This window comes from Mesorhizobium sp. 131-3-5, from assembly GCF_016756575.1.
Classification (GTDB): Bacteria; Pseudomonadota; Alphaproteobacteria; order Rhizobiales; family Rhizobiaceae; genus Mesorhizobium; species Mesorhizobium jarvisii.
Genome location: NZ_AP023254.1, coordinates 4,104,046 through 4,124,367 on the forward strand (window position 1 = coordinate 4,104,046; position 20,322 = coordinate 4,124,367).

Annotated in this window: 18 protein-coding genes; 10 read left to right on the forward strand and 8 right to left on the reverse strand. The window is 62.8% G+C overall.

Going from position 1 to position 20,322, the window contains the following annotated elements; translation table 11 throughout:
* Positions 1-20: 20 nt before the first annotated feature.
* Positions 21-1,091: a diguanylate cyclase gene (locus JG747_RS19965; RefSeq protein ID WP_038647013.1), complete on the reverse strand. Its 1,071-nt coding sequence runs from the start codon at positions 1,089-1,091 to the stop codon at positions 21-23.
* A 415-nt stretch (positions 1,092-1,506) separates the two neighbouring features.
* Between JG747_RS19965 and JG747_RS19970 the strand changes: the two genes are divergently transcribed.
* Both JG747_RS19970 and JG747_RS19975 read left to right on the forward strand, forming a co-directional pair.
* Positions 1,507-1,923, forward strand: a complete 417-nt coding sequence (locus JG747_RS19970) for a GFA family protein (RefSeq protein WP_027046878.1) — start codon at positions 1,507-1,509, stop codon at positions 1,921-1,923.
* Positions 1,924-2,001: 78 nt separating this feature from the next.
* Positions 2,002-2,361, forward strand: a complete 360-nt coding sequence (locus tag JG747_RS19975; protein WP_019858368.1) for a diacylglycerol kinase — start codon at positions 2,002-2,004, stop codon at positions 2,359-2,361.
* Between the two features lie 23 nt (positions 2,362-2,384).
* Here the strand turns inward: JG747_RS19975 and JG747_RS19980 are convergent, their stop codons facing one another.
* Together JG747_RS19980 and JG747_RS19985 are read right to left on the reverse strand one after the other, a co-directional pair.
* Positions 2,385-2,972 (reverse strand): DedA family protein, encoded by a 588-nt coding sequence (locus JG747_RS19980; RefSeq protein WP_038647009.1) that lies wholly within the window; start codon positions 2,970-2,972, stop codon positions 2,385-2,387.
* The gene (locus JG747_RS19985) at positions 2,969-3,532 is read right to left on the reverse strand and encodes a DUF1003 domain-containing protein (protein WP_019858366.1); all 564 of its coding nucleotides are present in this window, start codon (positions 3,530-3,532) and stop codon (positions 2,969-2,971) included. Before JG747_RS19985 ends, JG747_RS19980 begins: the two co-directional genes overlap by 4 nt.
* Before the next feature lie 86 nt (positions 3,533-3,618).
* Here JG747_RS19985 and JG747_RS19990 point away from each other — a divergent pair, with 86 nt between their 5' ends.
* The 6 genes from JG747_RS19990 (at position 3,619) to JG747_RS20015 (ending at position 11,726) form a co-directional block, all read left to right on the forward strand.
* A complete protein-coding gene (locus JG747_RS19990; protein WP_202359877.1) occupies positions 3,619-4,335 on the forward strand; it encodes a DNA-3-methyladenine glycosylase I in 717 nt (238 codons plus the stop codon).
* Between the two features lie 124 nt (positions 4,336-4,459).
* Positions 4,460-6,136 (forward strand): NAD+ synthase, encoded by a 1,677-nt coding sequence (locus JG747_RS19995; RefSeq protein WP_019858362.1) that lies wholly within the window; start codon positions 4,460-4,462, stop codon positions 6,134-6,136.
* A 45-nt stretch (positions 6,137-6,181) separates the two neighbouring features.
* Positions 6,182-6,592: a GNAT family N-acetyltransferase gene (locus JG747_RS20000; RefSeq protein ID WP_019858360.1), complete on the forward strand. Its 411-nt coding sequence runs from the start codon at positions 6,182-6,184 to the stop codon at positions 6,590-6,592.
* Positions 6,593-6,985: 393 nt separating this feature from the next.
* Complete coding sequence (locus JG747_RS20005) at positions 6,986-8,791, forward strand: ABC transporter ATP-binding protein (RefSeq protein ID WP_202359878.1); 1,806 nt, start codon at positions 6,986-6,988, stop codon at positions 8,789-8,791.
* A 234-nt stretch (positions 8,792-9,025) separates the two neighbouring features.
* Positions 9,026-10,207: a hypothetical protein gene (locus tag JG747_RS20010; RefSeq protein WP_202359879.1), complete on the forward strand. Its 1,182-nt coding sequence runs from the start codon at positions 9,026-9,028 to the stop codon at positions 10,205-10,207.
* Positions 10,208-10,352: 145 nt separating this feature from the next.
* Complete coding sequence (locus tag JG747_RS20015) at positions 10,353-11,726, forward strand: glutamate--tRNA ligase (protein ID WP_019858355.1); 1,374 nt, start codon at positions 10,353-10,355, stop codon at positions 11,724-11,726.
* Here JG747_RS20015 and JG747_RS20020 read toward each other — a convergent pair.
* The 4 genes from JG747_RS20020 to JG747_RS20035 all read right to left on the reverse strand — a co-directional run bounded on the left by JG747_RS20020 (position 11,644) and on the right by JG747_RS20035 (position 17,074).
* The gene (locus JG747_RS20020; protein ID WP_202359880.1) at positions 11,644-12,846 is read right to left on the reverse strand and encodes a DUF2865 domain-containing protein; all 1,203 of its coding nucleotides are present in this window, start codon (positions 12,844-12,846) and stop codon (positions 11,644-11,646) included. The two genes, JG747_RS20015 and JG747_RS20020, sit on opposite strands and share 83 nt — an antisense overlap.
* Positions 12,847-12,918: 72 nt before the next feature.
* Positions 12,919-13,599: an outer membrane protein gene (locus tag JG747_RS20025; RefSeq protein ID WP_019858353.1), complete on the reverse strand. Its 681-nt coding sequence runs from the start codon at positions 13,597-13,599 to the stop codon at positions 12,919-12,921.
* Positions 13,600-13,793: 194 nt separating this feature from the next.
* Positions 13,794-16,118, reverse strand: coding sequence for an NADP-dependent malic enzyme (locus JG747_RS20030; protein ID WP_038646993.1), 2,325 nt, complete (start codon positions 16,116-16,118; stop codon positions 13,794-13,796).
* A 176-nt stretch (positions 16,119-16,294) separates the two neighbouring features.
* Entirely contained in the window at positions 16,295-17,074 is a 780-nt protein-coding gene (locus JG747_RS20035; protein ID WP_019858351.1) for an SDR family oxidoreductase, read from the reverse strand.
* Positions 17,075-17,193: 119 nt separating this feature from the next.
* On the opposite strand from JG747_RS20035, the gene JG747_RS20040 reads away from it, so the two are divergent.
* Both JG747_RS20040 and JG747_RS20045 read left to right on the forward strand, forming a co-directional pair.
* Positions 17,194-18,009, forward strand: a complete 816-nt coding sequence (locus JG747_RS20040; protein WP_027046875.1) for a UDP-2,3-diacylglucosamine diphosphatase — start codon at positions 17,194-17,196, stop codon at positions 18,007-18,009.
* 125 nt (positions 18,010-18,134) lie between these two features.
* Positions 18,135-19,400: an MFS transporter gene (locus JG747_RS20045; protein WP_202359881.1), complete on the forward strand. Its 1,266-nt coding sequence runs from the start codon at positions 18,135-18,137 to the stop codon at positions 19,398-19,400.
* Here the strand turns inward: JG747_RS20045 and dgcA are convergent.
* A complete protein-coding gene (gene dgcA / locus JG747_RS20050) occupies positions 19,320-20,303 on the reverse strand; it encodes an N-acetyl-D-Glu racemase DgcA (protein WP_202359882.1) in 984 nt (327 codons plus the stop codon). The two genes, JG747_RS20045 and dgcA, sit on opposite strands and share 81 nt — an antisense overlap.
* Between the last annotated feature and the right edge of the window lie 19 nt (positions 20,304-20,322).

The window sequence follows — 20,322 nt, forward strand, 5'->3', positions numbered from 1 at the left end:
CCTGTCGACGGCGACTGGCGTCAGTCCTTCTTGTAGAGCAGCCAGCTCTTGCCGGCGCGGCCGGCCATCGTCGAATGTTTGGTGACGCGGTTGCGGCCGCTCACTTTCGAACGGTAGAGCGCCCGGTCGGCCTTGGTGTAGAGGTCCTCCGGGCCTTCGGCCTCGGATGCCATGCAGATGCCCATCGAGACGGTCACCGTGCCGTAATTCATGCCGGTCTGGCTGCTGGTGAACGGCGTCTGCTCGATCAGGGCGCGAATGCGCTCGGCGATCTCGTAGGTGGCGTCTTCGCTGGCACCCTCGACGATCAGCGCAAACTCCTCGCCGCCGGTGCGGGCGACGAACATGTCGCCGCGAATGCTGGTCTGGAAAATCTCGGCGATGATCTGGATGATCTTGTCGCCGACAGGATGGCCGTAGCGGTCATTGATGTCCTTGAACCGATCGATGTCGGCAAGGATCAAGGCGTTGAACAGGATGCCCTTGTTGCTGGTGTAGATCCGGGTGATTTCCTTGTCGAAGGCGCGGCGGTTCCAGATTTGGGTCAACGGATCCGTATCGGCCAGCCGCTTGTATTCCTCGAGCTTCGACTTGACGCTTTCGAGTTCGGCCGTCTTGTCGCTAAGCGTCGAAGCGATCTGCTTGCCGTGATCGATCGTCGAATTGGTGGCAACGGCCATGGCGTTGGCGATTTTTTGCAGAAGATCCTGCGAGAGCAGGCTGCGGCCACTCAGGCCATTCGATGTCTCGTCGAGGATCCTGCCGTATTTTTCGATGTGGCTGCGTTCGCTCCGCAAAAGCGCCGCGACCTCCTCGAGTTCCCGGGCGATGACGTCCCGCGCATGCTCGACGATGCCGGGGCCGTGGTTCTGGGCAAAGAAGGCGCGTCCGATCTGATCCAGTTCGTCCTGCGTCGGCCGGCTGCTCAGCGACACGACGGCGAGACTGAGTTCGCGGTTGGTGCCGCTCAATGCCTCGTAGAAGATTTCGTAGTTGCGCGGCAGGCCGAGGACGCCAAGCTGGCGCATGGTGGCAACAACCGTGGCTGCGATGTCGGTGCTTCGTTCGGTTGTGGCGGCTGCCGGCTGCATGTCTGATCCACTCTTCCCCTCGGATCCCGGCGCGGAATTTGCGGGTTCCATTGATCGCCGACCTGGGGAGCGCGACCTGATCGTCCAGAACATCTTGCGAAGAGACGCGTCCCCACCCGCCATCTTCGCTTGGCGTGACCATAGATGCGGTGGCGCTAAAGTTTCCTTAATCCGCACGACTTCCACAGGTTTTTCGCTACCTGTGGCTGTAGAAGCATAAATTTTGTACCACCATCGCGGGACAGAGCCCAGTTTTGAAGGCTTTGACTTCGAAATCCGGGCGTTGTGCTGATGGAAATGAAACTGAATTTCGAATCCGTCATGCCAATCGATGTCGCATTTGCTTGCGCGCAACCACCGCAAAGCTGGAATCCTGGCAACGATGTTGGGCGAGGTTTCTCCAGGGAGTGCCGAAATGAGTGACAGTCACCAGGGATCATGCCTGTGCGGCGCGGTCCGCTTCCGGACAAGGGGAGCATTGCGCGGCGTCGTCTACTGTCATTGCTCGCAATGCAGGAAGCAAAGCGGGCATTTCTATGCCGCGACCAACGTCGCCGACGCCGACATCGTTATCGAAGGCACGGAAAGCATCACATGGTATGAAGCGTCCGCTTTCGCCGGGCGCGGCTTCTGCAGGACATGCGGGTCCGTGCTTTTCTGGAAGCCAAGGGCTCAAGACTATATTTCGGTCATGGCGGGAGCGTTCGACAAGCCGACAGGTCTCAAGGGCGACTGTCATATCTTTGTTGGTGACAAGGGCGACTATTATTCGATCGACGACGGGCTGCCGCAGTTTGAAAAGTCGACGCCTTCGATAGCGGTCGCTGGATGAATTTTGGACGAGACGCCTTATTCCCTTGATCGGGCCGTTGCTTTATCTCGTGCCGATAACTCGGAATGAGGTTTGGGCATGCAGCGGCTGATCGACGCTTTTTTCAATTCGGTGCGGGCGTTTCGCAAGCTGGCCGCCAGCGAGAAGGCTTTCCAGCAGGAACTGATGCTGCTGGTGCTCGCCCTGCCGGCGGCGTGGTTCGTTTCGGTCTCCTGGCGCGGTTATGCCCTGCTGATCGGGGCGGTGCTGTTGCTGATCATGGTCGAGGTGCTGAACACCGGCATCGAGGCGGCCTGCGATGCCTTCAGCCGGGAGTTCAATGTCGACATCCAACTGGCCAAGGATTGCGGCTCGCTGGCGGTGCTGATCTCGGTGGTCATCGTCGCCGGCGTCTGGGGCATTGCGCTCATCGAGCGGCTCACCGGCTTTCCGATCTGACCTTCCGAGTGAGGCCGGCGGCATCACTGCTCCCGGCGACGTTCCCGCTTGGCGATGTGGCGGGCGACAAGCCAGGCCAGCACGGCCACGGTGAGGCCAATGCCGAGCCCGATGAACAGCCGCTCGTGGCGCATCAGCGCCTGGCCAACGAAATGCTCGGCGCCGAGCCCGAAGACATAGCCGATCGTACTGAACAGCACCGCCCAGATCGTCGATGAGATGGCGTTGAGAATGACGAAGCGGGGTGCTGCTATGGTCGACAGGCCGGCCGCGATGCCACCGACCAGGCGCATGCCGTAGACATAGCGATTCGACAGCACGAAGATGTTGGGATGGGTGTTGAGCAGACGGTAGGCGCGGCGGAAGCCCGGCCGCCTGCGCAACCTGACGACATGGCGGTTGTCGGCGAAACTTCTGCCCAGGATGAAGAAGCAGGTGTCGCCGGCGAAGGCGCCGAGCGCTGCCGCGACAATGGCATGCCACAGCACGAAAACATTCTGGTGGGCGAAGAAACCGCCGAGGATGGCAGCACTTTCCCCTTCGGCGACGCAGCCGAGAAAGACGGCAAGCAGTCCATATTGTTCGATGAAATGATGGATCGCTTCGGTCATGGGGCCGACTGCTGCCGCGCCAGACTCTCGTCGATGCGCTTGACCGCTTCCGCCAGCCGCACGATCTCGTCGCGCATGCCGATGATCTGGCTGTGGCGCAGTTCATCGAGTTTCTCGTGCAGCGCCATGATCTCGATCTCGGCCTTCAGATTGACCTCGTAATCGTGGGCGGCGTCGATGCGGTCGCGTTCGGTCTGGCGGTTCTGCGCCATCATGATCACCGGCGCCTGCAAGGCGGCGACCATCGACAGCACCAGATTGAGGAAGATGAACGGGTAGGGGTCGAAGGCATCGCGCGTCAGAAGCCAGACATTGCCAACTGTCCAGACAATCAGGAAAGCGATGAAGCCCATGATGAAGGACCAGGAGCCGCCGATGCGGGCGATCGTATCGGCAAGGCGGTCGCCAAAGGTCTGGTGAAAAGCGACCGCCTTGTTGGTGTCCCTGGAGATCGTGGTGCGCTCGAGCGTCGATAGCAGCACCCGGCTCTCCAACTTGCTGAGGCCGTCCGGCCGTCGCTTGAGCCAGCGGTTCGCCAGGTCGTCGATTGTCTTGTACATGGCCGTCTCCGTCGTCGGTGGAGATAGAGGTAGAGGCTGCCGCCTCTCGCGGGAAGTGTTACATTCAAGCCAACAGCGAGGGACCCATGGCCGATTTCCAGAAAATTCGCCTGCGCGCGGCAAAACGCAAGGGCGGCGAAGCGGAGCTTGCAACGCTGCTCGGGCCAGTGCCCGACAATGCCGCGGTCGCCGATATCCCGGACGATCGCATTCTCTCGACCATGGCCGAGCGGATCTTTGCCGCCGGTTTCGTCTGGCGCGTCATCGAGCAGAAATGGCCCGGTTTCGAAGAGTCGTTTCTGCGCTTCGAGCCGAAGCGGCTGTTGTTCCAGCCTGACGATTTCTGGCACGATCTGGCTTCCGATCAGCGCATCGTGCGCAACCCGCAGAAAATCAAATCCGTCCGCGACAACGCTGCCTTCGTCGAGCGCGTGTCGAAGGAGCATGGCGGCTTCGGCGAGTTCCTCGCCAATTGGCCTGCCGACGACCAGATCGGACTGATGGCCTATCTCGGCAAGCATGGCAGCCGACTGGGCGGCAATACAGGCCAGTATTTCCTTCGCTGGCTGGGCTGGGACGCCTTCGTCATCTCGGCCGATATGGCGGCAGCGCTTCGTGACGCCGGCCTCGACATCGCCGAAAGCCCGACCTCGAAGAAGGATCTCGACAAGATCCAGGCCCAGATCAATCAATGGGTGGCGGACACAGGCCTGCCGCGCCGGCACATTTCGCGCATCCTGGCGATGTCGATCGGCGAGAACCATTCTCCGCAGTCGTTGCGCGAATATATGGGCGACGACTGATCGACGGTCTCGACACGATTGACCACGTCAATCGGTCCGACACGATTGACCATGTCAATCGGCCCGGGGTTGGTCCAAGCGAACGCCATTGCGAGGCGAATTTTGCCGCGCTAAGTCAGCAGGCATGACCAAGAAGCCCGACATACTGCGCATCGCGATCGCCCAGCTCAACCCGACCGTCGGCGATGTCGCCGGCAATCTCGCCAAGGCCCGCGAGGCGAGGGCGGATGCCGCGCGCCAGGGCGCCGATCTCGTGCTCTACACAGAGCTTTTCCTTGCCGGTTATCCCCCGGAGGATCTGGTGCTGAAGCCGGCCTTCCTGAAGGCCTGCGAAAAGGCGGCGCAGGAGTTTGCCGCCGATACGTCGGATGGCGGCCCCGGCGTCATCATCGGCACGCCGCTGAAGCGTAAGAGCGGCACGCACAATTCGATCATCGTCGCCGACGCCGGCAAGATCATCGCCGAACGCTACAAGCTCGACCTGCCGAATTATGGCGAGTTCGACGAGAAGCGCGTGTTCCAGGTTGGACCCGAGATCCAGGGACCGGTCAATTTCCGTGGCGTGCGCATCGGTATTCCGATTTGCGAGGACATCTGGGGCGATGTCGGCATCTGCGAATCGCTGGCGGAAAGCGGGGCGGAAATCCTGCTGGTGCCGAACGGCTCGCCTTACTATCGCGCCAAGATCGATGTCCGCCACCAGGTGGTCATCCGTCAGGTCATCGAATGCGGGCTGCCGATCACCTATGCCAATCAGCTTGGCGGCCAGGATGAGCTGATCTTCGACGGCGCGTCGTTTGCCATCGGCGCCGACAAGACATTGGCTTTCCAGATGAGCCAGTTCGAGGAAGCGGTCGACGTCATCACGTGGAAGCGCGGGGAGGACGGCTGGGTCTGCTCGGAAGGGCCGATGTCGAAGATCCCCGAGCGGGAGGAGGCCGACTATCGCGCCTGCATGCTGGGCCTGCGCGACTACGTCAACAAGAACGGCTTCAAGAATGTGGTGCTCGGCCTGTCCGGCGGCATCGATTCGGCGATCTGCGCGGCCCTTGCCGTCGACGCGCTCGGGGAAGAGCGGCTGCGCGCGGTGATGATGCCCTACCGCTACACCTCGAAGGATTCGCTCAAGGACGCCGAGGATTGCGCCCGCGCGCTCGGCTGCCGCTATGACATCGTGCCGATCTTCGAGCCGGTCGAAGGTTTCCTGCATGCGCTGACGCAGCTCTTCGAGGGCACCAAGGAAGGCATCACCGAGGAAAACCTGCAGAGCCGCGCGCGCGGCACCATCCTGATGGCGATTTCCAACAAGTTCGGCTCGATGGTGGTCACGACAGGCAACAAGAGCGAGATGTCGGTCGGCTATGCCACGCTCTATGGCGACATGAACGGCGGCTTCAATCCAATCAAGGACCTCTACAAGATGCAGGTCTACGCGCTGTCGCGCTGGCGCAACAGCCATGTGCCGCCGGGCGCGCTCGGGCCATCGGGCGAGGTCATCCCGAAGAATATCATCGACAAGGCGCCGTCGGCGGAGTTGCGCGAGAACCAGACCGACCAGGATTCACTGCCGCCCTATCCGGTGCTGGACGACATTCTCGAATGCCTGGTCGAGAATGAGATGGGCGTCGACGATATCGTCGCGCGCGGCCATGACCGGGCGACGGTGACGCGCATCGAACACCTGCTCTACATCGCCGAATACAAGCGCCGGCAGGCGGCACCGGGTGTGAAGATCACCCGGAAGAATTTCGGCCGCGACCGCCGCTATCCCATCACCAACCGTTTCAGGGATCGTGGGTAAGCGTTCGTCCGTTGGGCGAAATAGACGGTACCGCGAGGATGCAACATGCCGGACTGTGAGATCAGCTTTGACCTCGCGCGGATCGATTTCCGTGCGACCTCCGACCTGTTGATGGCGAGCTATTGGGGGGCTGGACGCAGCGATGAGTTTCATCGCCGGGCCTTCGCCAATTCGTTCTGCGCGGCCGCCTACATCGATGGCAAGCAGGTCGGTTTCGGCAGGGCAATCACCGACCGCACGGTGTTCGCCTATCTCGCCGACATCATCGTCTGGCCGCAGAATCGCGGGCAGGGCATCGGCCAGCGGCTGGTGCAGGCACTCATCGATCATCCCGAGCTCGGTAACGTCTCGCACTGGAGCCTGTCGACCGGTGATGCGCATGGGGTCTACGAAAAGCTGGGCTTCAAGGCATCGACCGACGGTCGATACATGCGCTTGGACCGCATGCCCCAGTGATCGGCGCGCGGCGAACGGCTTCTGCCACCGTTGTTGCAAAATAATCGCAGTGGTTGGACCAGATATGCTTTTGGGCAGAGCCCGTCTTGGCGATGCATCAGAGCGTCTCTATAAGGACCACTCCGCGATTCACTTGCGGGAGGTCCGAATGGCAGTATTTAAGATGGTAATGCGAGGCCGCGAAGCCTAGGTCTCATCCGGCGCCCCGCGAAGGTCCGTCCTTCGCATTGGAGCCGGTTTGAGCACAGGCTTTTGCCGATGCCGGTCGCCGCCCGACTACGGGCGTGACGCCAAAATATGCCACTCCGCTTTTGGGCAATCATTGGCCCCTTGCGCGGCTTCTTCAATTTTCGACCTTCTTGGGATCGGGCGCATTTGTGCCCGAATGACATCATGGCTCGTTTCAAGATCGATTTGCGCGCGAGCGCCTTTCGCAGCGTTCTTGGTTTCACGCTCACCCATTGGCGGCGCCAGCCCTGGCGGCTTTCGCTGATCATGGGTGGTTTCCTGCTGTCGACGCTGGCCGACGTCCTGACGCCGCTCTATTCCGGCCGGCTGGTCGACGCCGTCGCCAGCAGCGCCGGCGCGGACGCCATTGCCTGGAATGCCGCAATGACGGCGTTTTCGATGTTGATGGCGCTTGCCTTGACGGGCGTCGTGCTGCGCAACCTGGCGTTCATGGGCATCGTCGAACTGACGCTGAAGATGATGGCCGACATCGCCGCCGATGCCTTCCATCGCGTCCAGCGCTTTTCCACCGACTGGCACGCCAACTCGTTTGCCGGCTCGACCGTGCGCAAGGTGACGCGCGGCATCTGGGCGCTCGACCTGCTCAACGACACCATCCTGATCGCGCTGCTGCCGTCGGTGGTCATGCTCGTCGGCTCGACGCTGCTGCTTGGCTGGTTCTGGCCGCTGATGGGTGTGGTCGTCGCCGCCGGCTCGGTGCTGTTCATCATGGTGACGGCGATGCTGTCGCTTGGCTATGTCGCGCCGGCGGCCAGGCTCGCCAATACCTGGGACACGCGTCTTGGCGGTTCGCTTGCCGACGCTGTCAGCTGCAACGCCGTGGTCAAGGGCTTTGGCGCCGAGGAGCGCGAAGAGCGCCGCCTCGCCAGGGTTGTCGCCAAATGGCGGGCGCGCACGCGGCGCACCTGGGTGCGCGGCACCGTCAACGGCACCACGCAAGGGGCGCTGCTGCTGGTCATTCGCGCCGCTGTGATCGGCCTGTCGCTGCTCTTGTGGTCGTGGGGGCAGGCGAGCGCCGGCGACGTCGCCTTCGTGCTGACCTCGTTCTTCGTGCTGCAGGGCTATCTCAGGGATATCGGCACGCATATCCGCAATTTGCAGCGTTCGATCAACGACATGGAGGAACTGGTCGATTTCCAGTCCGAACCGCTCAGCATCGAGGACCGGCCCGGCGCCAGGCCGATCCGGATCACGCAAGGGTCGATCAGCTTCGACAAGGTCACTTTTCACTACGGCAATCACCGGTCGCCGCTCTATCGCGACTTTTCGGTTGATATCGCGCCGGGTGAACGCGTCGGGCTCGTCGGTCACTCCGGTTCGGGCAAGACGACCTTCGTCAAGCTGATCCAGCGGCTCTATGACGTCAATGCGGGCAAGATCCTGATCGACGGCCAGGACATCTCGCAGGTGGCGCAGGCGTCGCTGCGCGGGCAGATCGCGATCGTCCAGCAGGAGCCGATCCTGTTCCATCGCTCGCTGGCCGAAAACATCGCCTATGCCAGGCCGAACGCGACCCAGGAGGAGATCGAGCATGCCGCGAAGCTGGCGAGCGCGCATGACTTCATCACCAGCCTGCCGAAGGGATATGGCACGCTGGTCGGCGAGCGCGGCGTGAAATTGTCGGGCGGCGAGCGGCAGCGCGTGGCGATCGCGCGCGCCTTCCTGGCCGATGCGCGCATCCTGATCCTGGACGAGGCGACGTCGAGCCTCGATTCGGAATCGGAGGTGCTGATCCAGCAGGCGATGGAGCGGCTGATGGTCGGGCGCACCACGCTGGTCATCGCCCACCGGCTGTCGACGGTGCGGGCGCTCGACAGGCTGCTGGTCTTCGATCGCGGCAACATTGTCGAAGAAGGCTCGCATGACGAGTTGATCCGGCTGAAAGGCGGCATCTACCGCCGCCTGTTCGAGCGTCAGGCGCTCGAACTGACCAAGGGACTGGTCGTTTGACCCGAGATGGCCTCCGGCATCGGCCGGAGGCCATCTCCATCAGGCGCTGTCAGCCGGAGTGACCTGCGCAGCATGCTCTTGCGGCATTCCCGCGGTTTAGACGTTTTTTACGATGCCGGGGCACGACACGCCATTTCTACCACTGGTTGTCATATATTTACGCAAAAGCAATCCAGGTAGCGTAAGTCCGTATCCTGGGATCAGATTGGTCAGCGCGGGATTTCGGCTTCACTTATGCATCTTGCTTCCGAAGATACTGGTGCGGAAAAAGCAGCTGCGCCGCCGGTGCTGGCAATTCACCATGGCTCGGTTCGGCCACTCGCCGCCGAAGATCTCGAGCGGGTCGCCGCACTCTTCCTGACGAAGTTTCGCCGTCGGCGACGTCACCTCCTCGATCGTGCGATCGCTGAGGTGGCCGAGTATATGAGCAAGATCTATCTCGACCCTGCCGGGCAGCCAGGCGCGAGCAACGCTCTTGTCCAGATCAACCCGCAGGGAGATCTGGGTGGCTTCCTCGGTGTCCTGAAGGCCCGCTACGAGCTCAACGGCGCGACATTGAATGCCGCAATCATTGGTCCGCTCATGGCTGACACCGGCACCGATCACGGTTCGGCCGGGCCGCAATTGCTGCGTGCCGTGCATCAAGGCGAATTCGATCTGCACCTCACCGATTCGGCCAACCGGGTATCCCTGGCCTTCGCGCGCCCGATGAAATATCAGTTGCTGCCGGCGCATTGCCTGGGATGGACCCGCATTTTTCGCCCGGCCGCGGTGGCCTCCGCCGTGGCGCGCGGTAAATGGCCGGGTCTGCCGCGCTTCGTGCTCGATCCCTGCGCCCGAGCATTCGACGCTTTTACGAGAAGAAGGTTCGAGCCGCCTGTCCAGCATTCCTCGTCACACCGGGTCCATCGCGAGCCGATGGATGCCGCGCAGTTTGCGGAGCGGCTGCCGGCCATTATCTCAGATTACGCGCTTCGGCCGCGCTGGCAGGATGGCGAACTGCCACGGCTGCTCGCGCTGGCGGCCGAGAAACGGGCCGACGGCCCCCTTCATTTTGGTGGGACCTACGACGAGACTGGTAAAATACTCGGTTGCTACGCTTTCTACGGGCAGGCCGGCGGCATCGCGAACCTGTTGCAACTCCAGTCCTCTGGACCTCACTGGGGTGCGACGCTGGATGGCGTGATGAAGGACGCGTGGAATATGGGCTGCGCAGGCATCATCGGGCAGACGCAGAGCAGGTTCATGCCGCAACTCTTCAGCTACAAGAATGTCTTCTTCCGCTATGCCGGGGGGACGATGGTGCGCTCGCGCATCCCCGAGGTCGCGCAAGCGGTCCGCTCCGGCGACATCTTTATCGGTGGGTTGATGGGCGACCGCTGGACCCGCCTCAGTTCCGACGACTTCGGCCGCTGATCGCTTTCAACCAGCTGTTCTGATCGGATAAGGCCATGCGCTTCGCATGGCCTAGTCTTTTCATCGCGCGCATCATGTTCTATGTGTGCCGACCAGCGCGGGGGCGCATCTTGTCAATCACAAAGGCATCCGGTACGCCCCGCTCATGACAGTTACCGTTCGTTTCGCCCCGTCACCGACCGGCCGCATCCATATCGGCAATGCGCGCACCGCTCTGTTCAATTGGCTGTTTGCGCTGAACAACAAGGGCCGCTTCATCCAGCGCTTCGACGACACCGACATTGGCCGTTCGAAGCAGGAATTCGCCGACGCCATCCTCTACGACCTGCATTGGCTGGGCGTTTTTCCCGATGCTACCGAATATCAGTCGCGGCGCTTCGAGGTCTATGACGCGGCGGTCGAGCGGCTGAAGGCAGCGGGCGTTCTCTATGCCTGCTACGAAACACCGGAAGAACTCGATCTTCGGCGCAAGGTGCGCCGCACGCGCGGCCTGCCGCCGGTCTATGGCCGCGAGGCCCTGGCGCTGACGCAGGAGCAGGTGGCCGAATACCAGGCCGACGGGCGCCGGCCGCACTGGCGCTTCCTGCTGCCCAATTTTACCAGCGACCCGCTGCAGCCCGAACGCACCGAGGTTCATTGGAACGATCTGGTGCGTGGCCAGGAAACGGTCGATCTGGCTTCGCTCTCGGATCCAGTGCTGGTGCGCGAGGACGGCACCTATCTCTACACGTTGCCGTCCGTCGTCGACGACATCGAGATGGGTGTCAGCCACGTCATCCGCGGCGACGACCATGTCACCAACACCGGCGTGCAGATTGCCCTGTTCAAGGCGCTGGACGCCGAGCCGCCTGTCTTCGGCCACCACAATCTCTTGACCACCGTCTCGGGCGAGGGGCTGTCTAAGCGCACCGGGGCACTCTCCATCGAAAGCCTGCGCGAGGATGGCATCGAGCCTATGGCCGTCGCGTCGCTCGCCGTTCTGGTCGGCACCTCGGAGAATGTCGCGGCCGCGCATGACCTCGCCGAACTCGCCGGCCGTTTCGATCCGGCCGCGACCTCGAAATCATCGGCCAAGTTCGATCCGGACGAACTGTTCGTGCTCAACCGCGCGCTGATGCACCATATGCCGTTCGACGAGGCGCGCGACAGGCTGATGGTGCTTGGCATCTCCGGCGAACAGGCCGAGCCGTTCTGGCTGGCGGTGCGCGGCAATCTCGACCGGCTGGCCGATGCGGTGGGCTGGTGGCGAATCCTGCGCGAGGGGCCGCAGGACAGACCGGAATTCTCGGACGACGATCGTGACTTCCTCGGACAGGCCTTCGAAGTCCTGCCCGAAGAGCCCTGGAACGGAGCGGTCTGGAAGGACTGGACCGGCAAGATCAGGGAAGCGACAGGGCGCAAGGGCAAGGGGCTGTTCATGCCGCTGAGGCTTGCCCTTACTGGACTGCCTTCGGGGCCGGAGCTTGCAGATTTATTGCCGCTGATGGGTCGGGAAGGAACGTTGGCCCGACGACCCTGACCTTGCGCTGCTCCGGCGGCAAGGCGGATACCGGCGACGTCACCGGCTTGGCGGAAAGCCGCTTGATGGCGCCGCGGTCGAGCCCGCCGTCCCTGTTGGCCAGGGTTTCCGGGTCGGTGCCCGGATCGGGCTTGGAGGCCGGCATGGGAACCAACGGTGCCGCTTCCGTTTCCGGCAGCGACTGATGCGGGGCCGGCGGGTTGCCGCCAATGATCTGGAAATTCTGCGCGGCATTGCAGCCGCAGGCCGGCGGCCGCGATATGTTGGACTGCTTGTAGAGATAGGCGGTCGGAAGCTCGCTGTAGGGCCTGCCGGTGACCGATGACGTCATCGAGGCTGAATCGTCGTCCATGCCGCGCGAATAGAAGACCTGCATCTCGGTGCCGGGGCAGCTCGATTGGCAATTCTTCTGGTCGCGCTCGAAATCGCCGACCGAGGCGGCATTCGACATCGGGAAGAAATAGCCGTCGCAGGTGCGCACGCAGGTGGTGTGGAACTCGCCGCCGGTGCCCGGAGCGTCTGGAACGCCGGGCAGGTTCAGGACGCGGTGGACATTGCGTTCCTCGCCGGGATCGTCCGGCTGGTCAGGCGTGTCGCTCGGCTGGTTGTCGCCGCCGAAAAGCTGGTCGAACAGGTTGGCGTTGCCGTCTTCGCGGTCGGCTTCCTGCAGCGGCGGGCGGCGCGGAGCAACCGTGTCGTCGCGGCAGCCATTGGCGTCGAGCGCAGCCAGGATGCGGCCACGGTCGTGACGCGAGCCGCCGCCACCGGCGAGTTGCGCACGCTTGGCCTGGAGACTGTCGAGATTGGCGTTCATGCGGTCGATGGTGGCGTTGAGCCCGGCGCATCGATTGATGTTGCGGGAAAACAGCGAAAACCCGCAACCTGCATTGTCCGCCTGGTCGCGTGCCTTGGAGATCTGTTCACGCTGCCGGTCGATCGCGGCATCGTATTTGCGGATCATGGCCGGACCACCGCCGCCGCCACGCGAAGCCGCGGCAAGATCGGCCTCCAATTGACGGCAGACCCGCGAGGCGGAGTGTGACTCGGTGATGGTGGCGCCGGACAGCAGGAGGCCAAGCAGCATGGCAGCATGCGCCCGCTTCGACCCTCCGCTTGTCATCCGTCTCAATCCCGCTAGCCCGTGCCCGCCAAGCTACCCCGTTCGCGGTTAATCGTCTATTTCGGCTGCTTGTCAGAACTTGTAGTTCATGCCGATCTTGACCGTGCTGAACTTGTTATCGAACTCGGTGTTGCTGCCGCCGTAGTCGATGGTCTGGTCGCGCAGATCGACATAAAGATACTCGACATTCGCCGACCAATGATCGGTAAATGCCTGTTCCAACCCTGCGCCAAGAGTCCATCCAGTTTTGGTGCCCTTTTCCGAAAAGCTATTGAAAGGCCCGTCAAGGTATCGGTTTTCAACGCTTCCGTAAGCAAGGCCGCCGGTTCCATAGATCAAGCTGTTGTCGAACGCATATCCGGCGCTGGCGCGCAGCGTTCCAAACCAGTCCACCTTGGTATCGTATGTATCGCCGCGGACGCCGACATTGATTTCGCCCGAGTGTCCCTTGATGTCCGCGCCGGCAATGTCGGCTTCGACGCCGAGAACCATGGAATTGATCTGGTAGTTATAGCCGACTTGAACACCACCCAGGAATCCGTCGATGTCGTAGTCCTGGCTTGCCTGAAACGTTGGCGTGTTGGGCGAACTGAAAACCGCGTCGGTCCTGCCGAACCCGTAGCCGATCTGCCCGCCGACATAGACGCCGGACCAGTCATGGACGGTCGCGGGCTCGGAACCGATGGCGTCCGCGGCCAGAGCTTGTCCGCCGATCAACGACAGCAATGCGGATGCGAGCAAGAAGCCTTTCATGACGTCCTCGCCGTCAGATCAGATGCGCAACCATATCAGGTCGGCCTTTCCTGCGAAATCTGCTTCCAGCCAAGGCCGAATTTCCACAATCGCAAGTTGCCTATCGGCAACACCACCATTTGCAACAACTTGTCGCCGGCATGTGAGGATGCTGCCCGGAAGACCAGGCCGAGCCAGCTGAAGCCGGCTTCGGCCTAGTCCAGATTGGCGACGGCCTGTGCCTTGTGCGCGGCCTCGACCACCGCCAGCGCAGTCATGTTGACCACACCGCGCGACGTGACCGAGGGCGTCAGTATGTGGGCCGGCATGTCGGTGCCGAGCAGGATCGGGCCGACATGCAACGCATCCATCATGGCGCGCAGCGCCGTCAGCGTGATGTTGGCCGAATCGAGGTTGGGGAACACCAGCAGATTGGCCTCGCCCTTCAGCCGCGAATGCGGATAGACGCGCTGGCGTAGATGCTCGGACAGCGCGGAATCGGCATGCATTTCGCCGTCGCACTGCAACTCCGGCGCGATGCGCGCCAGGATCGCCGCCGCCTGACGCATCTTGAGCGCGCTTGGTGAATCGCGCGAACCGAAATCCGAATGCGACAGAAGGGCCGCCTTCGGCTCGATGCCGAAGCGCTGGATTTCCTCGGCCGCCAGCACGGTCATCTCGGCGATCTCCTCGGCCGTCGGGTCGACGGAGACGTGGGTGTCGGTGAGGAAGATGATGCCGCGCTGCGAGATCAGCATCGAAAGCGTCGACAGGTCATAGTCCTTGATGCCCGCGCGCGGTCCGATGATCAGCGTCACGTTGCGCAGATGCCGCTCGAAGCGCCCTTCAAGGCCGCAGACCATGGCGTCGGCGTCGCCGCGCTTCAGCGCGAGTGCCGCGATCACCGTGTTGTCGGTGCGCACCATGGTGCGCGCGGCCTCCGTCGTGACGCCGCGCCGGCCGGCGAGTTCGATCAGCAGGTCGACATAGTGGCGGTAGCGCGGATCGTCCTCGGGGTTGATCAGGCCGAAATCGACGCCCGGCTTGATGCGCAGCCCGTAGCGCTTCAGCCTGACCTCGATGACATGCGGACGGCCGATCAGAATCGGCTCGGCGATGCCTTCCTCGAGCACCACCTGGGCGGCGCGCAGCACGCGCTCGTCCTCGCCATCGGCATAGATGACGCGCTTGGCGCTCGATGCCTTGGCGGACGAGAACACCGGCTTCATCACCAGGCCGGAGCGGAAGACGAAGCGATTGAGCTTGTCGATATAGGCGGCGAAGTCGGTGATCGGCCGCGTTGCCACACCGGTGTCGCAGGCCGCCTTGGCGACGGCCGGCGCGATGCGCAGGATCAGCCTGGGATCGAAGGGCGAGGGGATCAGGAAATCGGGCCCGAAGATCGGCGTCTCGCCCGAATAGGCGCGTGCGGCGACGTCCGAAGGCTCTTCGCGGGCAAGAGCGGCGATGGCCCGCACGGCAGCCATCTTCATCTCCTCGTTGATGGCGCTGGCGCCGCAGTCGAGCGCGCCCCGGAAGATGTAGGGGAAGCATAGGACATTGTTGACCTGATTGGGAAAATCGGAGCGGCCGGTGCAGATCATGGCATCGGGACGCGCCGCGCGCGCCACTTCCGGCATGATCTCGGGATTGGGATTGGCCAGCGCCAGGATCAAAGGCTTTGGCGCCATGTGCTGCAGCAGTTCCGGCTTCAGCACGCCGGCGGCCGAAAGGCCGAGGAAGACATCGGCGCCCGGGATGACGTCGGCCAGCGTGCGCGCCTCGGTGTCCTTCACATAGGGGTCTTTCCAGCGGTCCATCTCTTCGGTGCGGCCCTTGTAGGCGACGCCGAAACGATCGGTGACCCAGATGTTTTCGATGCGCACGCCGAGCGAGACCAGAAGGTTCAGGCAGGCAAGGGCGGCCGCACCCGCACCGGAGGTGACGACCTTGATGTCCGAGATGGTCTTGCCGGCGAATTCCAGTCCGTTGAGCACGGCGGCAGCGACGATGATGGCGGTGCCATGCTGGTCGTCGTGGAACACCGGTATGCTCATGCGAGCTTTCAGCCGTTCCTCGACTTCGAAACACTCCGGCGCCTTGATGTCCTCGAGATTGATGCCGCCGAAAGTGGGTTCGAGAGCGGCGACGGTCTCCACCATGCGCTCGATCTCGGGGGCGTCGATCTCGATGTCGAAGACGTCGATGCCGGCGAACTTCTTGAACAGAACCGCCTTGCCTTCCATGACCGGCTTGGAGGCCAGCGGGCCGATATTGCCGAGGCCGAGCACGGCCGAGCCGTTGGAGACGACGCCGACGAGGTTCGCGCGCGCCGTGTAATCGGCAGCGGTTGCCGGATTGTCGCGGATCTCAAGACAAGGCGCAGCCACGCCGGGCGAATAGGCAAGCGCCAGATCGCGCTGGTTGCCGAGCGGCTTGGTTGCCTGGATCTCGAGCTTTCCCGGCGTCGGATGCTTGTGGAAGTAGAGGGCGGCTTCGTCGAGGTCCGAACGTGCCGTTTTCTTGTTCTCGCCTTCCATGCGGCCGCTCCCTCGAAACCTGTGTCGGGAGTCCTTTTAGCATGCGGCCTAGATTTTTCGCGACGCTAATTGACGCGCCGGCAGCATTAAGTGGCGACGCGTCGAAAATCAATATATATCAGATGCTTGCGGCCATTTCATGCCAGATGAGTCGCGCCGCTTCGCTGACCTCTAGATCAGAAGGCGCTGACGTAGAGGCCGCCATCGACCGGTATGTTCTGGCCCGTGAGATAGCCGGCATGGACCGAGCAGAGAAAGGCGCAGATCTGGCCGAATTCCTCCGGCGTTCCGAGCCGCTTGGCCGGGACATCGGCGCTGATGCGGGTCTTGCGCGCGGCGGCAGCCGCCGGATCCTCTGGTGTGCCGGCCTCATGCGGGCCGCGCAGCCGGTCGGTGTCGAGCTTGCCGGGCAAGAGGCTGTTGATGGTGACGTTGCGGTCGATCACCGTTCGCGCCACGCCGGCAAGGAAGGAGGTCAGGCCGGCGCGCGCGCCCGACGACAGGTCGAGACCGGGAATTGGGACATAGACCGACAGCGAGGTGATGTTGACGATGCGGCCGAAGCCGCGCTTCGCCATGCCGTCGAGGACGGCCTGCACCAGTTCGATCGGCGTCACCATGTTCTGTGTCACGCCTTCGAGGATTTTGGCGCGATCGAGTTCGCGGAAATCGCGCAGCGGCGGCCCGCCATTGTTGTTGACGAGGATGTCGGGCTCCGGACAGGCGGCGAGCAGCGCCTTCTGCACTTCCGGCTTCGAGACGTCGCCGACGACTTCCGTCACGGTCACGCTGTAACGCGCGCGCAGCTCCGCGGCGGTCTTGGCCACCAGTTCGGCGTTGCGCCCATTGACGACGATATCGCAACCGGCCTCGGCCAGCGCCATGGCGCAGCCTTTTCCAAGACCCTTGCTCGAAGCGCAGACGATAGCCTTCTTTCCGCGGATACCAAGATCCATGACGATTTCTCCTGTGATTTGGCCGGCAAGCTAGTCCTTAGGCTGGACCAATCGCAACCGTCATACGGTTGTTGCATGAATCGGGGCATAGGCTGCGCGAAAGCAAGGGTGAAATCGCGATGTCAGGCCCAGAGCCCCGCACTTTCCGCAGCATGTTCATTTCCGACGTCCATCTCGGCTCAAAGGCGGCGAAGGCCGAGTTCCTGATCGATTTCCTGCGCTACCATGACGCCGACATCATCTATCTGGTCGGCGATATCGTCGATGGCTGGCGGCTGCGGCGCAGCTGGCACTGGCCGCAAAGCCACAATGACGTCGTGCAGAAATTGCTGCGCAAGGCGCGCAAGGGCGCCAACATCACCTATATCGCCGGCAATCACGACGAGTTCGCCCGCCAGTTCCAGGGCGTACATTTCGGCGGCATCGTCGTCGCCGACCGCGCCATCCATGAAACGGCCGACGGCAAGCGCCTGCTCGTCATCCATGGCGACCAGTTCGACACAGTCGTCCACAACCAGCGCTGGCTCGCCTATCTCGGCGACCACGCCTATGACGCGGCGATGATCGTCAACCGCGTGGTGACGCGGCTGCGCCAATTGCTCGGCCTGCCTTACTGGTCGTTTTCGTCCTGGGCCAAGGTCAAGGTCAAGAAGGCGGTCAACTTCATCGGCTCGTTCCAGACCGTGCTGACCGAGGAAGCCCGCCGCTCGCATGTCGACGGGGTTATTTGCGGCCATATCCACCATGCCGCGATCGAGAATTTCGATGACGTGCGCTACATCAACACCGGCGACTGGGTGGAAAGCTGCACGGCCGTGGTCGAGCACTTCGATGGCCGGATGGAAATCCTGACCTGGGCGCAGGTGCTGCCGGAGTCGTTTGACGAACCTTTCATCCCGATGCTCATCGAGGATCGGGTCGGGCAGGCGGCCTGACACGAAGGCCGCGACAACTTTAAGCGTCAATCGATTGGTCCAGCCGGTTTCGCCTGGTTTTCCGCCATGTTAAGGGATCGATCCACGTCGTCAGCCGGTAGAGCGCGGCGTTATTGGATCGATTCATGTCCCTGCCACCGCTTTCGCCAGAACAGCTCGTCAAACCGCGCCATTTCGAACTGCGCATGAGCCTGATCTTCGGCACATTGTTCATATCGCTCGGCACGCATTTGCCCTATTTCCCGCTGTGGCTGCAGGCCAAGGGATTTCACGCCGAACAGATCGCCGTCATCCTGGCCGCGCCAATGTTCCTGCGCGTGGTGACCACTCCACTGCTGACGACGCTCGCCGATCGGGCGAGGGACCGTGCCAATGTCTATGTCGCGCTGGTGGCAGCCTCCCTGCTGCTGTCGGCGGGTTATTTCCTCACGCCAACCTACGCGATGGTGCTGGCGGTGTCGCTGGCGCTGACCATTGTCTGGACGCCGCATTCGCCGATCGCCGATTCGCTGGCGCTTTCGGGCGTGCGCCGCTTCGGCTCGAACTATGCAAGCATGCGCAAATGGGGATCGATCTGTTATCTCTGCGCCAATGTCGCGGGCGGCTTCATCCTGGCGGCCACCGGACCCCAAGCCGTTCCGGTGATCATATTCCTTGCCCTTGGCGCGGCGCTCGTCGCCGGGCTGCTGGCGCCGCGCATGGGGCGCCCGCGCAAGGCCTCGCCGTTGTCGGCCGCGGAAATCCAGCACGCGGCGCCGAGCCTGTTCAATGCCTATTTCCTCTACTTCACCTTTGGCGTCGGCATCATCACCGCCAGCCACGCCTTCCTCTACGGTTTCGTTTCCATCTACTGGAAATCGATCGCCATCAGCGATTCCGTGGTCGGCCTGCTGTGGGCCTGGGGCGTGGTGTCCGAAGTCTGCATGTTCTTGTTTTTCAACCGTATTTTCGCTTCCGTGTCGGTCGTCAGGGTGATGGTGATCGCCGGCATCGGCTCCATCGTGCGCTGGATCATCTTTCCACTGGTCTGGCCGCTCGGGCTCGGCATCGCCGGCTTCTTCGCCGTGCAGTCACTGCACTCGGTGTCTGTCGCAATGGTGCTCATCGGTCTGCAGAGAATGATCGCCGAGACTGTCTCCGAAGAGCGCACGGGTGCGGCGCAAGGCATCGCCTATTTCTTCAACGGCTTCTTCATGGCAGCCGTTACGCTGGCTTCCGGCCCGCTCTATGACCGTCTCGGCGTCGATGGTTTCCTGGTGATGATCCCGATCGCGATCGTCGGCCTGGTGCTGATCGGGTTCGCCGCGCGCTCAGCCCCAAAGCGCCCGGTCCGGAGGGGAGACGAGCGATCCCTGGTAGACGAGACCCGGAACACGGTCGCGGGCAAGTAGCAGCGGACCGTCGAGGTCGACGAAATCGGCGTCCTGGGCGAGCAGCACCGCCGGCGCCATGGCAAGCGACGTGCCGACCATGCAGCCAACCATGATGCCAAAACTGAGCTCGCGGGCGCGGTCGCGCAGCATGAGCGCCGCCGTCAGTCCGCCCGACTTGTCGAGCTTGATGTTGACGGCATCGTAGAGACCGACCAGCGTTTCCAGGTTCTTCGCCTCATGCACGCTTTCGTCGGCGCAGATCGGCAGCGGATGGGCGATGTGGCGCAGGATCTGGTCCTGGCCAGCGGGCAGGGGCTGTTCGACCAGCGCAATGCCTCGCTCCGCCGCGAAAGCGAGGTTTGCGACGATGTTGTCGTCGGTCCAACCCTCATTGGCATCGAGGATGATTCGGCTCTGAGGCGCTGCTTCCGTCACAGCACGAATCCTGGCCATGTCGTTGTCGCCGCCGATCTTGACCTTCAGCAAAGGCCGGCCGGCATTGGCGCGGGCCTGTGCCGCCATCGCTTCGGGTTCGCCTAGCGACAGTGTGTAGGCGGTTTCCAGTGGACGCAGCGGTGCGGGCCAGATTGCGTTTGCCACCGGCTTGCCGCTGATCTTGGCTTCAAGGTCCCAGAGCGCGCAGTCGACGGCGTTGCGGGCGGCTCCCGCCGGCATTGCGTCGAGCAAAGCGGTCCGGTCGATGCCGCCGGCGATCCGCTCGCGCATGGCCTCAATCGCGGCGTGTACGCCGTCCATGGTTTCCCCATAGCGCTTGTAGGGAACGCACTCGCCGCGCCCGCTATGACCATCCTGGCTGATCTTGCATGTGATGACCTCGGCCTCGGTCTTGGAGCCGCGCGAAATGGTGAAGGTGCCGGCGATTGGAAAACTCTCGGCCTCAACCGAAATGACACGCGCCATATTTTTCTGCTCCGGCTGT